Here is a 14,933-nt window from a genome sequence, read left to right as displayed (position 1 = left end):
GGAGCCTAGGTCCATCCCTTGGGAAGGTCCAGCCCTAGCGCGGCAGGGGCAGGGCGTCACGCTTGACCATCGTGCGCAGGGCAAAGTTCGAGCGCAGGTTCCGAATTCCGGGGATCTGCATCAACCGGTTCTCAAGGAAATGGTCAAAGGCAGCGAGATCCGCGGCCACGACCCGCAACAGGATATCGCGCGATCCGGTCATCAGGTAGCACTCCATGACCTCATCGCAGCGTTTTATGGCGGCTTCGAAGGCATCGATGGCGCGCCGGTCCTGATGGTCGAGTTCGACGGAAATGAAAATCGTCACTGGCAGGCCGAGTTTCAGGGGATCGACCTGGGCGGCATACCCGGTGATGATGCCCTGCTCCTGCAGCCGGTCCAGACGTCTTGCGCATGGTGTCGGCGACAGGCCGACCGACTCGGCAAGGTCGGCGATCTTCATGCGTCCGTCACGCTGCAAGGCACGTACGATCCTGCGGTCTGTGGCATCCATGGTTGTTTCCTCCATGATTTGTCGATTCTTTGGCAGAAAACTCTAAAATGCGTCATTGGTCGATGAATATTTGGTGAAAACCACTCCCCGGGACATGGCACAACTCGCGTCATCTTTTAGGGAGGCAGAGCCATGAAGATTTCGCCAGTTGCTGTGGCGGGCCATGAAGAGGTGGTTAGGGTCGAGGAGTCGGCAAGCGGGTTGGTCGGCTTCATCGCCATACATTCGACGCAGCGCGGACCGGCGGCGGGTGGGCTGCGCATGCGCCCTTATCCCGGCGAAGACGCGGCCCTTGAGGACGCACTGCGCTTGTCGCGCGGCATGACCTACAAGAACGCGGCGGCGGATCTGCCGCTGGGTGGCGGCAAGGCTGTCATCATCGGCGATCCGCGAAAGCACAAGTCACCCGGCCTGCTGGCGGCATTCGGCGAGGCCGTCGAGGCGCTCGATGGTCGGTACTGGACCGCCGAGGACATGGGCATGACGCCTGCCGACATGGCCATCATCGGTACGCGCACGCGCTTCGTCGCCGGGCTTGCCGATGGCGCCTATGCAAGCGGCGATCCGTCACCCGTGACAGCCCGCGGGATCTACAACGCGATCCGTACTGCTGCGCGCCATCGGTTCGGCTCGGACGCACTTGCCGGACGTCGCGTGGCGGTGCAGGGCTTGGGGCATGTCGGCATGCATCTTTGTGCGCTGCTCGACGACGCCGGTGCGTCGTTGACAGTCGCCGATGTGGCCGAATCCGCGGTGGCCGAGGCGGTCTCTCGTTTCGGTGCGACACCGGTTTCGCCGGAGGCGATCCTGTCGGTCGAGGCTGATATTCTCGCACCCTGCGCGATAGGTGCAATCCTCCACGAAAATACGATTCGTGACTTGCACGTCTCGGTCGTGGCCGGTGGTGCGAACAACCAGCTGGCGACTGCCGAAGATGCCGGGCGGTTGCATGCTCGGGGTATCCTGTACGCGCCTGACTTCGTCGCAAACGGAGGCGGCATCATCAATGTCGCGACCGAGATATTGCGGGTCGATGCGCGCCAGAACTGGGTGGCCGAGAAGCTCGCCGCGTTGGACCTCACGATGGATCGCATTCTGACCCGCGCGGCGCAGCGCGGTGTCAGCCCTAATGACGTGGCAGAAGCGATCGTTGACGAGATGCTGGCACGCGAGGCCGCCTGATCGCGGACCGGTGCCAGGGGGAGGGGGCCGAAGCGTTGTTGGAACGCTTCGGCCTTTATCGTGTCAGGAACCAACCATCCCGACGATTTCATAGGTCCGCTTGAGCACGGGTGCGGCGATCTCGCGCGCGCGCTCCACCCCACCGGCGAGGATCCGGTCGATCTCGGTCGGATCATCCATCAGGCGCGCCATCTCGGTCGAAATCGGCGATAGCTTGGCAACAGCAAGGTCGGCCAGCGACGGTTTGAACGTTCCGAACTGTTGCCCCGCATGTTCTGCGATCACTTGCTCGGGCGTGATGTCGGCAAGAGCGGCATAGATATTCACCAGGTTCCGCGCCTCGGGCCGGTCGTTCAGGCCATCAAGTGTCTCGGGCAGCGGATCGGGGTCGGTCCGTGCCTTGCGGATCTTGAGTGCGATAGCATCGGCATCGTCGGTCATGTTGATGCGGCTCATGTCCGAGGGATCGGACTTCGACATCTTCTTCGTACCGTCGCGCAGCGACATGACACGGGTTGCCGCGCCTTCGATCACCGGCTCGGTGATCGGAAAAAAATCAACGCCGAAATCGTTGTTGAACTTGATCGCAATGTCGCGCGTCAACTCAAGATGCTGTTTCTGGTCCTCTCCGACCGGCACATGCGTGGCATGGTAAATCAGGATGTCGGCGGCCATGAGCGCCGGATAGGCAAAAAGGCCCAGCGACGCGTTTTCCGAATTCTTGCCGGCCTTGTCCTTCCATTGCGTCATGCGCTTCATCCAGCCCATCCGCGCGACACAGTTGAAGATCCAGGCCAGCTGTGCATGTTCGGGGACCCCGCTCTGATTGAACAGGATCGAACGCTCGGGGTCGATGCCCGATGCGATGAACCCGGCGCACAGTTCGCGCGTGTTTCGGGTCAGCGCGGCGGGGTCCTGCCAGACGGTGATGGCATGCAGATCGACCATGCAGTAGATAGACTGCACGCCGCTGTTCTGGCTCTGCGCAAATCGTTTCAACGCGCCGAGGTAATTGCCCAGCGTCAGCCCGCCCGAGGGCTGGATGCCGGAAAACACGCGCTGCGTGAATTGGGACTCGGTCATGAATGGGCTCTCCCCGTCTGGAAAAATCGGCCACCGTCGCTTACCCATGGGGCAAAGGGACGTCAACATGGCCCGGCGTTCCCGCAAAGAAAGGAACAGGCCGATGAGCAGTGCAGAACCTTCGCCGATCAACCCATTGCCGCCAGTCGTGGTCGCGCTGGCCCTGTTCACGATGGGGGTCGAATTGGCATTTACTCTTGGCGCGCGCGGAATTGTCGGAGGACCTCCTGCAGTCGGGTGGCGACTGGACGCATTACAGAGCTATGGGTTCTCGGGCCAGATATTCGACTGGATGCTCGCGACCGGGCAGGCGCCTGCGATGCACTTGATACGGTTCATCAGCTACCCCTTCGTGAATGGCAGCTTCACCCAAGCGCTTTTCGTCTGCGTCTTTCTTCTGGCGATGGGCAAGATGGTGGCGGAACTGTTCGGCGGCGTCGCCATGCTGGCGGTCTTCGTCTTGTCAGGCATTGGCGGAGCACTGGTGTGGGGCCTGTTGCTGGACGAAGCGTGGCTGATCGGCGGTTTCCCTCCTGTCTATGGTCTGATCGGTGCCTTCACCTGGATCCTCTGGCGACGGTTGTCTCTGGTTGGGGAAAATCAGGCGCGGGCCTTCACTCTGATTCTCTTCCTGATGGGAATACAGCTGGTCTTTGGCCTGCTCTTTGGCGGCACCAAGGACTGGGTGGCGGACCTGGCCGGCTTCGGCACCGGATTTCTTTTGAGCTTCTTTGTCGCGCCCGGCGGCTGGGCGCGAATTCGGCGGCGGATTCGTCACGATTGATGAGGGCAAGGCGACGTTTGAACCAGAGCGCGGCCTGCGTCAGCGACCGCGGCGCAGTGCTTGTTTCAACTCGGACAACCGTAACGCTCCTGTCAGGTGGGCGGCCCCGAAATAGCTGACTGCGCCGAGGCCGATGAACCCGGCAAGAGCAACGTAGCGCCAATGTGGCAGCTGCGTCGTCCAGCCAAGCACCTGAAGTGAGCCCCACAACACCGCCCCCATGATCGCTGTCGAAAGCACGATACCCCAGATCCGCTGATGAAATCGGTTATCGAACCGGGCCACGTCTCCCATCGATCGGGCACCGATACCCAGCAGGAACACCATGGCCCAGGCCGCAACCGACGCAGCGATGGCTGGCGCGATCCAGCCCACCACCGGGTAGAGGCCGAAGGACAAGGCCGCGTTGATGATCATGGCAACCACGGCGTAATGAAAGGGGGCTCGTGTGTTCTCGCGGGCGAAATAGAGCGGTTGCAGCACCTTTTGCAGAACAAAGGCGGGCAGGCCCAATCCGTAGATCGCCGTGGCCAGCGCGATGGCGGCGCTGTCTTCCGGGCCGGTTGCGCCGCGTTCGAAGAGAACCGACACCAAGGGGAGAGGCATTACCACGAAGGCCACGGTGGAGGGGAGCGTCAGGAAGAGCGAGAATTCTCCGGCGCGGGAAAATGCATGGCGCGCGCCCGCGTCATCCTCGGCCCGCAACCGGCGCGACAGATCGGGAAGCAGAACCACACCGACGGCAATTCCGACCACGCCCAGGGGCAGCTGATAAAGCCGATCAGCCGCGAACAGCCAGCTCACGGCGTTCTCGGTGCGCGAGGCCACCAGTTGCCCGACGACGAGGTTCACCTGCGTCACGCCCATCGCAAGCGCGGCAGGTATCGCCACGCGAACCATATGCTGCATTTCGGCGTCCAGTTTCGGCAGGCCGGGCCGAATTCGTATCCCGGCACGGCCAGCCGCCGTCCAAACCAGAACCAGTTGGGCCACTCCTGCCACCGGTATCACCACGATAAGCCATTCGATCACCGGCTCGCCCAGAATCGCGGCCGAGATCATGGCGCCGCAGGCAAAGATGTTGAGCAGCACGGGTGCGGCGGCTGCCGCGGCGAAGCGGCCCGTTGCGTTCAGGACTCCGGAAAAGAGCGCTGCCAGCGACATGAACAGGATGTAGGGAAACACGACGCGCCCGAATTCGACCGTCATGGCAAAGCGTGCATCTCCGGCGAACCCTTCGGCGGTCAACCAAACCAGAGCGGGCATGAAGACCATACCCAGCCCCACCAGCCCCAGCACTGCAACAGCCAGCAGGTTGAACGCGTTCTGGGCAAAACCCTGAGCGTCCTCGCCGGCCTCGAAGCGTTTCGAGAACATCGGCACGAAAGCCGCGTTGAAGGCTCCTTCGGCGAAGAAGCGGCGGAACAGGTTGGGCAAGCGAAACGCCGCGACAAAGGCGTCCATAACCGGTCCGGGGCCGACATAGGCCGTAAGCAGGATCTCCCGCAGGAACCCCAGAATGCGGCTCATCAGCGTCCAGAAACCTACGGTGAACATCCCCGCGACAAGGCGGATTGGTTTCATTTCGCCGCCCGCTCCGCACCTTCGGTGATGGCTTTGCGAAGCCGCGTCTCTAGCGTGCGTTGCTTGGCTTCGGAATGGTACTTCAGCCCGAACATGTCCTTGACATAAAAGCTGTCGACGACCTGCTCGCCATAGGTCGCGATGACGGCGTTGGCCACATAGACATTCGACGCGGCCAAGGCCCGTGCCAGATCGTATAGAAGCCCCGGCCTGTCGCGCGTATCGACCTCGATGATCGTGTAGATATCGGAACCGTCATTGTCGAAGGTGATATGCGTCGGGACGTTGAACGCCTTCTCGCGTTTCTTGATCCGGTCGCGCGACACCAGCGCGTCCCGTGCAACAACCTCGCCTTTCAGCGTCTTGTGAATCATCTTGGTGAGCCGTTCGAGGCGACCGGCCTCGAATGGGCGTCCTTCGGCATCCTGAACCCAGAAGGCATCGGTGATCCAACCGTCCTTGGTGGTATAGCTGCGCGCATCGACAACGTTGGCGCCGACCAGTGCGAGCGCACCGGCAATTCTGGCAAAGATCCCGGGATGATCCGCCATGGCAAAGCAGGCGCGTGTGGCGTCGCGATCCTCGTCGGGATGTAGCCGGATCTCGATCCCGCCGGGGTCGGCATCCTCTTCGAGCTTACGCAGCATCTCGGCGAAATCGACATGCGCCGTTACATGCAGGCCTTGCCAGTAAGGCTCGTAATGGCGGGCAGTTTCCTTCTTGAGCACGGCCTTCGGCCAATCCGGCAACGCCTCGCGCAGTGCCTTCTTGGCCTCCGCCCCGCGGTTCTCGCGGGTCAGTGCCTCCATACCGCCTTCGAGCGCGCGCCGTGTCTGACGATAGAGACCCCGGATCAGCGCGGCCTTCCAGTTGTTCCAGGTGGTGGGACCGACGCCGCGAATGTCGCAAACCGTCAGAACCGTCAGCAAGTCGAGCCGTTTGACCGTCTGCACGGCCTTGGCAAAGTCGCGCACCGTGCGCGGATCTGCGATATCGCGTTTTTGCGCCATATCGGACATCACGAGGTGATAGCGCACCAGCCATTCGACCGTTTCGCTGTCGGTCTTGTTCAGTCCCAGCCGCGGTGCGACCTTGCGCGCGATCTGCGCGCCGAGGATCGAATGATCCTCCGGGCGACCCTTGCCGATGTCGTGGAGCAGGAGCGCGACATAGAGAACCTTGCGATTGATGCCCTCCTTCAGGATCCCCGAGGCTATGGGCAGATCCTCGACAAGCTCGCCCTTTTCGATCTGTGCGAGCTGCGCGATGCACTGGATCGTGTGTTCGTCCACCGTGTAGCTGTGATACATGTTGAACTGCATCATCGCCACGATCGGCTCGAACTCGGGGATGAATGCCGCAAGAACGCCCAGTTCGTTCATGCGCCGCAACGCACGTTCCGGGTTTCCATGCTTGAGCAGCAGATCGAGAAAAATGCGCCGCGCTTCCTTGTCATTGCGCATTTCGTCGTCGATCAGGTGCAGGTTCGCCGTGACCAGCCGCATGGCGTCCGGGTGGATCAGCATGCCCGTACGAAGTGCTTCCTCGAACAGGCGAAGCATGTTCACCTTGTCGGACAGGAACGCGTCGGGTTCGACCACGTCCAGCCTGTTGTTGACCACCCTGTAGCTCTCCCGGACCTTGGGCTTTCGGCGAAAGATACGTTCAAGAAGCGGTTCGCTTTTCACGTGCGCCGCTTCCAGCTTGGTCAGGAAGAAGCGGGTCAGGTCGCCGACACGGGTCGCCTCGCGGAAATACTTCTGCATGAATATCTCGACGCCGCGCCGACCGGCGCGATCCTCGTACCCCATGCGCTCTGCGACCTCGACCTGCAGGTCGAAGGTCAGTTGTTCGGTTGCACGACCGGTGATGAGGTGCATGTGCGAACGGACGGCCCAAAGGAACTCCTCGGCCTGCGTGAAGGTGGCGAACTCCTCGCGCGTGAAAACGCCCAGGGGCACCAGCTCGGCCGCATCCTGTACCCCATAGATATACTTGGCGATCCAGAACAACGATTGCAGGTCACGCAGGCCGCCCTTGCCTTCCTTTACATTGGGTTCGACGACATAGCGCTCGCCCTGCTTTCGGTGGCGGGCGTCGCGTTCGCTCAGCTTGGCCTCGACGAAATCGCGGCCCGTGCCCTTGAAGACTTCGGTGGTCAGCGCGCGGTCCAGATCATCGGCAAGCGGCTTGTGACCGGCCAAGAACCGATGTTCGAGCATCGCGGTGCGGATGGTAAAGTCATCCGTGCCAAGCCGAACGCAATCGCGGATCGTGCGTGATGCATGTCCAACCTTCAGCCGCAGATCCCACAGGATATAGAGCATGGATTCGATCACGCTCTCGGCCCAAGCGGTGATCTTGTAGGGCGTCAGGAACAGCAGGTCGACATCCGAGAACGGCGCCATTTCGCCCCTGCCGTATCCACCGACGGCCAATACCGCGATCCGCTCTCCCTCGGTCGGGTTCGACAGGCGGTGCATGTGTGCGCTGGCAACGTAGAGAGCGGTGCGCACCAGCCCATCCGTGAGATACGTGTAGGAGCGGGTAAGCGGCCGTGCGGCAAAAGGTTTCTCTGTAAAGGACTCGGCAATGGCAGCTCTGCCCGCGGACTGAACTTCGCGAAGTATCCGGACGATCTCGGCCCGCAAGGTCGTGTTGTCGGTCGAACGATCGACGGCAGACATGACCTGACCCAGAACCGCCGCCGGGTCGAACACGGCGGCGGGATCGCAGATCAGGTCGCCCGGCAGGGCGGGATGGAGCGGGTTCGGTTCCTCAGAAACCGGCACCGGAGAAGCTTTGTGGGGCAGGGTCAATCACAACCACCTGTTTGTTCTGGATCGTCGCAACGGCAAGCCCGCGCTGGTTTGTGCCGTCCGGGCGGAGGCGGAACACGCCCCCCACCCCTTGGAAGCCGGCATTCTGGGTCAATGAGCGGCCGGTCAGCGCGTCGGAATTACCGCGGCTCACAAGCGCTCCGACGGCCGCGATGCCGTCATAGGCAAGCCCGCCGATCGGATGTGGTGCGCTGCCATACGCAGCCTGGTAGCGCTGGCGGAAGACTTGACTTTTGCTGGGGTCGGGCAACGCAAACCAGCCGCCCTGAACACCCGACAGCTCCAGCGTCTGCACGGGAATGTCCCACCGTGTCAGACCGATGAACTGCGGTGTAGGGGAACGCATTCCGCTTTCAGGAAGAAGCTGGGAATACAGGGGCAGGGCACCCGCGGTCGTCGAGGTCAGAAAGATCGAATCCGCCGCGCTGCTCTCTACCGCGGACTTGATTTGTGGCACGCTGGCGATCACGCCTTGTTGCGAAAGGCTGTAGGGAACCGTGCCTGCAAGGCGCGCCCGGCTGCCAGAAAGCGCCTGGGTAATGGCATCGCGGCCCAACTGGCCCGCCGCGTCGGTCGAGTGAACCACCACCATATTGCGCTTGCCCTGCTGCGCGGCATAGCTCACGAGGCGGTCGGCCGTGTTCTGGAAGGTGGGCCCAAGGACAAAGACGTTTCCGCCCGCGATGCTCGTATTGTTCGAAAAGCTCAGAACATTGATCTCGCGGTTGAGTACCGCCAGTCCCGCCGCATTAGCAGCCTGCGCATAGACCGGACCAAGGATGATCTGAGCGCCTTCGTCCACCGCCTGACTGGCGACCGAGGCGGCCCGGTTCGGATCGCCAGCTGTATCGTACACGCGCAGATCGATCTGCACATTGCCCAGATCCGCGATGGCAAGACGTGCTGCGTTTTCGAGGCTTTGCGCCAGAACCGCGTCGCCCGATTGCGCCGACCCGCGCGGAACCAGAAGTGCAACAGGAACCGGGGCAGAGGTGTCGATGCTCGGTCCGCCGCCGCCGACGGAAACCGGCTCACAGGCCGACAGGAAAGCTGTCGTGGCCAGCGCAGCAGCGGTCAGGGCAAGCTTGCGGGCGGGCTGGAAAAAGGCAAACATGGGCAAGAGATACTCCTCTGTCCGGCAGCGAAACTGCCTGGTCCGATCGAGTGCCGATCATAAACAGCATTGAAAGCGGGTCCAGTAGTGAATTTCCAGAAGGTCAGTTTGCTGCCGGGGCTTCATTTCGTGGCGACCCCGATCGGCAGCGCGCGCGACATTACACTGCGCGCACTCGACGTTCTGGCCTCGGCCGAGGTGATCGCAGCCGAAGACACACGCAGCCTGCGCAGGCTCATGGAGATCCATGGCGTTCCCCTGGACGGGCGGCGGATCGTTGCCTATCACGATCATAGCGGACAAGGCGCACGGACAAAGCTTCTGTCGGAACTGGCCGACGGCCGGTCCGTGGCCTATGCGTCCGAGGCGGGTATGCCGCTGATTGCCGATCCGGGCTACGATCTCGCCCGTGCGGCGGCCGAGGCCGGCCACGTCGTCAGCGTCGCACCCGGAGCATCCGCGGCCCTCGCGGCGCTTACGCTGGCCGGGCTGCCTACGGATGCCTTTTTCTTTGCTGGTTTCCTGCCGTCTGCGGCATCCGCCCGGCGCACCCGGCTGGAGGAATTGCGCCAGATACCCGGAACGCTGGTGTTTTACGAATCGCCAAAGCGCGTCGCGGCGAGCCTTGCCGATATGGCCGACGTTCTGGGCGGCGACCGTCAGGCTGCGCTGTGCCGTGAATTGACCAAGAAATTCGAAGAGGTCCGGCGCGAGACGCTGGCGACTCTGTCACAGCAGATCGCTGATAATCCGGTCAAAGGCGAGATTGTCGTTCTCGTCGACCGTGCGCGTTCAGAAACCGTTAGCGATTCGGACATAGATTCAGCCTTGCGCGAAGCGTTGGAGGAACATTCGGTCAAGGATGCGGCCGACCTCGTGTCCCGCGCTTTCGGTCTGAAAAGGCGCACGGTTTATCAGCGCGCCCTTGCATTGGGAAAAGCCTGACATGACGCAAAAGGTTGCTGCCGGAAAAACCGGGTATCACGCAGGACTTTCCGCCGAGGAGAGCGTGGCCCGCGCTTATGAGCACCTCGGCATGTCGATCATCAACCGCCGATGGCGCGGCTGTGGTGGCGAGATCGATCTGATCGCGCGCGACGGCGCGACCGTGGTTTTCATCGAGGTCAAGAAAAGCCGCAGTCTTGCCCGCGCTGCCGAACGTCTCAGCCCGCGGCAGATGGAGCGTATTCAGTGCTCGGCGGCGGAATTTCTCGAAGGTGAACCGCTGGGAAGCCTGACGCAATCGCGGTTCGACGCTGCCTTGGTCGACGCGAAGGGAGAAATCCAGATCGTAGAGAACGCGTTCGGGCACGGCTGAACGCCATTGATCCCCCGGTCGGGACACGCCATGTATCGGGGCGTCAATCCAAGGGGACGCGCCAAATGAAGATCGCCTTTCAGATGGACCCGATCGGGGCCGTGGACATCAACGCCGACAGCAGCTTTCGCCTGGCCGAAGAGGCACAGGCGCGGGGGCACGAGCTGTTTTACTACGGGCCGGATCACCTTGCCTTTCAGGAAGGGCGCATAACGGCGCGCGGTCACGACATGAAAGTTCGCCGCGTCGCGGGCAACCCCGCCGAACTGAGCCCGATGCGCGAGGTCGATCTGGCCGAGTTCGACGTCGTCTGGCTGCGTCAGGATCCGCCATTCGACATGCATTACATCACGTCCACGCATTTGCTTGACCGTCTGAAGGGCAAGACGCTGGTGGTCAACGATCCGTTCTGGGTGCGCAATTATCCTGAAAAACTGCTGGTTCTCGACTTCCCCGATCTGACTCCGCCGACGACGATCGCGCGTGATCTCGACACCATCAAAGCGTTCAAGGCCAAGCATGGCGACATCATTCTCAAACCGCTTTACGGCAATGGGGGCGCGGGTGTGTTCCGGCTGGATGCCAACGACCGCAATCTCGGCTCACTGCATGAGCTTTTCACCGGGTTCTCACGTGAGCCACTGATCGTGCAGAAGTTTCTCCCCGACGTCAGCAACGGCGACAAGCGGGTCATCCTTGTCGATGGCGAGCCCGTGGGCGCGATCAACCGCGTGCCGGCCGAAGGTGAAACGCGCTCGAACATGCATGTCGGCGGACGGCCCGAAAAGATCGGGCTGACGGAACGCGACCTTGAAATTTGTGCTGCAATCGGCCCGTTGCTGCGTGAAAAGGGACAAATCTTTGTCGGGATCGACGTGATCGGTGATTACCTGACCGAAATCAACGTGACTTCTCCGACCGGCATTCAGGAATTGGAACGGTTTGACGGCGTGAACGTGGCCGGCCGCATCTGGGAGGCGATCGAGGCGCGGTTCTGATCCGGCACCCGTCGTTCATGCTGCTACGCGGGCCGAGACGCGAAAACTCAACGCTTCGGCCACGTGCGGGCGACGTACGGTTTCCGACGCTTCCAGATCGGCGATCGTGCGTGCCACACGCAGGATCCGGTGATAGGCGCGGGCGGACAAGCCGAACTGCTCCGCTGCCCGTGTGATCAACGCGCGTCCCTCGTCATCCGGTTGTGCGATCTCTTCGAGAAGCTGGCCCTCGACATCGGCGTTTTGCCTGACCCGCTCATGTCCGGCAAAACGCCCGGCCTGGATCTCTCGCGCACCTGCGACACGCTCGGCCACGGCGGCGGACCCTTCGCCCGATGGTGCCAGGTCCAGATCGGAAAAGCTGACTGGCGGCACCTCGATACGCAGGTCGAACCGGTCCATCAGCGGCCCGGAAATCCGCCCGAGGTAATCCTCACCACAAACCGGGGCGCGCGAACAGGCGCGGGCCGGGTCGGACATGTAGCCGCATTTGCACGGGTTGGCGGCGGCAACCAGCATGAACCGACAGGGATAGCGGACATGCGCATTTGCGCGGGCAACCATGACCTCGCCGGTCTCTATCGGCTGGCGCAGGGTTTCGAGCACCGTGCGTGGGAATTCGGGAAACTCGTCCATGAACAAGACGCCATTATGAGCAAGGGAGACCTCACCGGGTTTGGCACCCTTCCCGCCGCCAACGATAGCGGGCATCGAAGCTGTGTGATGCGGCTCGCGAAACGGGCGCGTACGGTCGATCCCCCCTTCGTCCAGCAGGCCACAAAGCGAATGAATCATCGAAGTTTCCAAGGCCTCTGCCGCCGTCAGCGGCGGCAGGATGCCAGGAATGCGCGCCGCGAGCATGGATTTTCCCGATCCCGGCGTGCCGATCATGATCAGGTGATGTCGTCCGGCCGCCGCGATTTCGATCGCGCGCTTTGCGCGTTCCTGTCCCTTCACGTCCCGCAGGTCTCGCGCAAAGGGCTCGGCGATGACTTCACCGGGTTGCGCGGCGGGCAACGGCGACTGCCCCGTGTAGTGCCGCACGACCTCGGCCAGTGTCCGCGCGCCAATCACCTGTGCCGCATCGACCCAGGCGGCCTCGGCGCTCGACCCTTTGGGACAGAGCAGTGTGCGCTCTTCCTCCGCCGCGGTCATCGCTGCTGGTAAGGCGCCTACGATCGGCATAAGGGCGCCATCGAGGGATAGTTCACCCAAGGCAACAGTTTGCTCGGCGGCATCCGCCGGCACGATTTCGAGCGCCGCCAACAGCGCAAGCGCGATGGGCAGGTCGAAATGGCTCCCCTCCTTTGGCAGGTCCGCGGGGGATAGGTTGATGGTGATCCGTTTCGACGGGAGCGCGATGGCCATGGCCGACAGAGCTGCCCGCACCCGCTCGCGCGCCTCGGACACGGCCTTGTCAGGCAGGCCGACGATGGAAAACGCCGGAAGGCCAGGCGTGACCGCACATTGCACTTCGACGGGGCGGGCTTCGACCCCCTGAAAAGCCACGGTATAGGCGCGCGCGACCATGTTGCTCCCGTCGATTGGTTAACGGGTTATTGCTAGCGCCGCCGTGGTTTAAGAAGTGTTAACGGTACCCGACCCTGGCCACGGATCCACAGGCAGGGCCTGCGGATAGGGAAATGGATCATATGTGATCTTCAGCCCTTCGGCGCGCCACGCCTGCACTTCGGGACGCGCGAGCAACCACAGGCAATAGGCGCGGTTCTCTGCCGAGACTGTCAGGTCGTAACCAATGATCCGCGCCGCAACGGGGGTGTAGAAAACGTCGGCCAGCGAAAAGCGACCGAATAGCGGGCCGTCGACAGCTCCCGACACCTTGCGCGCGTGGTTCCAAAGCGTTTCGATCCGCGACAGGTCTGTACGCACTGCGTCGGACGCTTCGAAACCGCGCCAGACATGGGCCAGTTGCATCGGGCATGCGCCACGCAGCGCCATAAAACCGGAAACCATTTCGGCGCAAAGCCAGCGGGCGGTGGCGCGATGCTCTGCATCTGCGGGCCACAAACCAGCTTCCGGGTGGCGTTCGGCCAGGGTCTCCGCCATTGCAAGGCTTTCGCCGACTACCGTGCCCGATGGCAGGCGCAAGGCGGGAACCAGCCTTGCCGGGGCAAGCGGCTCCATGTCCCTCGCCATTGTTCCGGAATACAGCCCGACGTGATGAACGGATGCCGACAAGCCGAAGCTTTCGAACATCAGCCAGCCGCGTAGCGACCAGCTGGAGAACAGGCGATCGCCGATGTAAAGGTCGTAGGTCATGCATGCAGCCTAACGTGGTCGCGCGAAAGCCGTAAATCGCGCTTTTGTGGGCAACTGCATCACGGAAGGTGATTGATGCGAACGGTTTCCCATCCAGCAGGCCGACTCGCGATTTCCGTTACGGACAAGTTATCGATGCGATGCGAGAACGCCTGGTTCGCGCTCAGCCCGCCAGCGCGCTGGATCTGGGTCAGGATGACACCGAAATGCGCCACGATAACCAGATCCGCCCCGGCGTGTTCGGTCATCAGGCCATCAATCGTTGCATCAACTCGTGCGCGTACCGCGTTCCAGCTTTCACCGCCCGGTGGTTCGACCTCACCCGGAGTTTCCCAGTAGGCGCGGATCAATTGCGGGTCATCCGACTCCACGTCGTCGAACCTGCGCAGCTCCCATGCCCCGAAATTGATCTCGCGCAGGTCGCGGTGATGCGGCAAACGGCGGCGTTTTCCCTGTATGGCCGTTGCTGTCTCGGTCGCGCGTGAAAGGTCAGAGGAAACGACCAGCGCATCCGGTGGCAGATGTGCAGAGAGCCGCGCCAAAGCCTCCGTATCGCTCAGATCCGCCGGAAGATCCGACCAGCCAACCATGCCCTTTGCGTGGGTCGGGCCGTGGCGGACGAGGTGCAGGCGGGTCATGACATCTCTCCTTTCAGCACGATTGGCAAGCCTGCGACGACTTGCACGACACGGTCTGCTTGCTTGGCCAGGACAATGTTCAGGCGGCCCTGCGCCTCGCGGAATTGCCGGGCCAAGGCGTTCTCCGGCACGATCCCTTGTCCCACTTCGTTCGAAACGATGACAACCTCGGCCGCGCAATCCTGCAGCGCCTTAAGCAACTCGCCATGCGCGATTTCCAAGTCATGTTCGGCCAGCAGATGGTTGCTCAACCACATCGTGGCGCAGTCTATCAGGCAGACCTCATCGGCGCCCAGTCCTGCCAGCGAAGGTCCAAGATCCAGCGGAGCCTCGATCGTTCGCCAGTTCGGGCCGCGGCGTGACAGGTGGCGTGCCACTTTTTCGTGCATCTCGCCATCAAGAACTTGTGAAGTTGCCAGGTAGCTGCGCGGTTTTCCCGTGTTTGCAACGTATTCTTCTGCCCAGGCAGACTTGCCCGAAGCCGCGCCTCCCAGAACGAGGGTTAGTTTATGGCGCACAAATCTTACCTGTTGATTGATCCAGTCGCAGCAATCCTGCGTAACGATACCAAACGCGCAAGGCAAGACGACGAAATTGGCGCACCTGAAGGTCAGGGAGA

General features: G+C 62.2%; 14 protein-coding genes. 5 read left to right on the top strand and 9 right to left on the bottom strand.

Annotation, left to right across the window (positions count from 1 at the left end):
* Positions 1–34: 34 nt before the first annotated feature.
* On the bottom strand, positions 35–493 hold the full coding sequence (locus ACFORG_RS01360; RefSeq protein WP_386733577.1) for an Lrp/AsnC family transcriptional regulator: 459 nt from the start codon (positions 491–493) through the stop codon (positions 35–37).
* Between the two features lie 132 nt (positions 494–625).
* On the opposite strand from ACFORG_RS01360, the gene ACFORG_RS01355 reads away from it, so the two are divergent.
* On the top strand, positions 626–1,675 hold the full coding sequence (locus ACFORG_RS01355) for a Glu/Leu/Phe/Val family dehydrogenase (RefSeq protein ID WP_386733576.1): 1,050 nt from the start codon (positions 626–628) through the stop codon (positions 1,673–1,675).
* 63 nt (positions 1,676–1,738) lie between these two features.
* Here the strand turns inward: ACFORG_RS01355 and trpS are convergent, their stop codons facing one another.
* On the bottom strand, positions 1,739–2,758 hold the full coding sequence (trpS, locus tag ACFORG_RS01350) for a tryptophan--tRNA ligase (RefSeq protein ID WP_386733575.1): 1,020 nt from the start codon (positions 2,756–2,758) through the stop codon (positions 1,739–1,741).
* A 103-nt stretch (positions 2,759–2,861) separates the two neighbouring features.
* On the opposite strand from trpS, the gene ACFORG_RS01345 reads away from it, so the two are divergent.
* Positions 2,862–3,542: a rhomboid family intramembrane serine protease gene (locus ACFORG_RS01345; RefSeq protein ID WP_386733574.1), complete on the top strand. Its 681-nt coding sequence runs from the start codon at positions 2,862–2,864 to the stop codon at positions 3,540–3,542.
* A 39-nt stretch (positions 3,543–3,581) separates the two neighbouring features.
* On the opposite strand, the gene murJ is transcribed toward ACFORG_RS01345, so the two are convergent.
* Genes murJ through ACFORG_RS01330 form a run of 3 tightly spaced genes read right to left on the bottom strand, consistent with a single transcriptional unit; the run spans position 3,582 to position 9,080 of the window.
* Entirely contained in the window at positions 3,582–5,126 is a 1,545-nt protein-coding gene (murJ, locus tag ACFORG_RS01340; RefSeq protein ID WP_386733573.1) for a murein biosynthesis integral membrane protein MurJ, read from the bottom strand.
* On the bottom strand, positions 5,123–7,945 hold the full coding sequence (locus ACFORG_RS01335) for a [protein-PII] uridylyltransferase (protein ID WP_386733572.1): 2,823 nt from the start codon (positions 7,943–7,945) through the stop codon (positions 5,123–5,125). The genes murJ and ACFORG_RS01335 overlap by 4 nt, the downstream gene beginning before the upstream one ends.
* A complete protein-coding gene (locus ACFORG_RS01330; RefSeq protein WP_386733892.1) occupies positions 7,905–9,080 on the bottom strand; it encodes a penicillin-binding protein activator in 1,176 nt (391 codons plus the stop codon). Before ACFORG_RS01330 ends, ACFORG_RS01335 begins: the two co-directional genes overlap by 41 nt.
* Before the next feature lie 87 nt (positions 9,081–9,167).
* Between ACFORG_RS01330 and rsmI the strand changes: the two genes are divergently transcribed.
* The 3 genes from rsmI (at position 9,168) to gshB (ending at position 11,396) form a co-directional block, all read left to right on the top strand.
* Positions 9,168–10,025: a 16S rRNA (cytidine(1402)-2'-O)-methyltransferase gene (gene rsmI / locus ACFORG_RS01325; RefSeq protein ID WP_386733571.1), complete on the top strand. Its 858-nt coding sequence runs from the start codon at positions 9,168–9,170 to the stop codon at positions 10,023–10,025.
* Between the two features lies 1 nt (position 10,026).
* Complete coding sequence (locus tag ACFORG_RS01320; RefSeq protein WP_386733570.1) at positions 10,027–10,398, top strand: YraN family protein; 372 nt, start codon at positions 10,027–10,029, stop codon at positions 10,396–10,398.
* 65 nt (positions 10,399–10,463) lie between these two features.
* On the top strand, positions 10,464–11,396 hold the full coding sequence (gene gshB / locus ACFORG_RS01315) for a glutathione synthase (protein WP_386733569.1): 933 nt from the start codon (positions 10,464–10,466) through the stop codon (positions 11,394–11,396).
* A 15-nt stretch (positions 11,397–11,411) separates the two neighbouring features.
* Here gshB and ACFORG_RS01310 read toward each other — a convergent pair whose 3' ends face one another.
* The 4 genes from ACFORG_RS01310 to cobU are packed head-to-tail and all read right to left on the bottom strand — an operon-like array spanning position 11,412 to position 14,832.
* Complete coding sequence (locus ACFORG_RS01310) at positions 11,412–12,926, bottom strand: YifB family Mg chelatase-like AAA ATPase (RefSeq protein WP_386733568.1); 1,515 nt, start codon at positions 12,924–12,926, stop codon at positions 11,412–11,414.
* A gap of 48 nt (positions 12,927–12,974) precedes the next feature.
* The gene (locus ACFORG_RS01305; protein ID WP_386733567.1) at positions 12,975–13,676 is read right to left on the bottom strand and encodes a glutathione S-transferase; all 702 of its coding nucleotides are present in this window, start codon (positions 13,674–13,676) and stop codon (positions 12,975–12,977) included.
* Positions 13,677–13,735: 59 nt separating this feature from the next.
* Positions 13,736–14,314 (bottom strand): histidine phosphatase family protein, encoded by a 579-nt coding sequence (locus tag ACFORG_RS01300; RefSeq protein WP_386733566.1) that lies wholly within the window; start codon positions 14,312–14,314, stop codon positions 13,736–13,738.
* Positions 14,311–14,832 (bottom strand): bifunctional adenosylcobinamide kinase/adenosylcobinamide-phosphate guanylyltransferase, encoded by a 522-nt coding sequence (gene cobU, locus ACFORG_RS01295; RefSeq protein WP_386733565.1) that lies wholly within the window; start codon positions 14,830–14,832, stop codon positions 14,311–14,313. The genes ACFORG_RS01300 and cobU overlap by 4 nt, the downstream gene beginning before the upstream one ends.
* Positions 14,833–14,933: the final 101 nt, after the last annotated feature.

This window comes from Lutimaribacter marinistellae (assembly GCF_042648365.1).
Classification (GTDB): domain Bacteria; phylum Pseudomonadota; class Alphaproteobacteria; order Rhodobacterales; family Rhodobacteraceae; genus Lutimaribacter_A; species Lutimaribacter_A marinistellae.
Note: the sequence above shows the minus strand (reverse complement) of the source record. Positions and strands in the feature narration are given on the sequence as shown.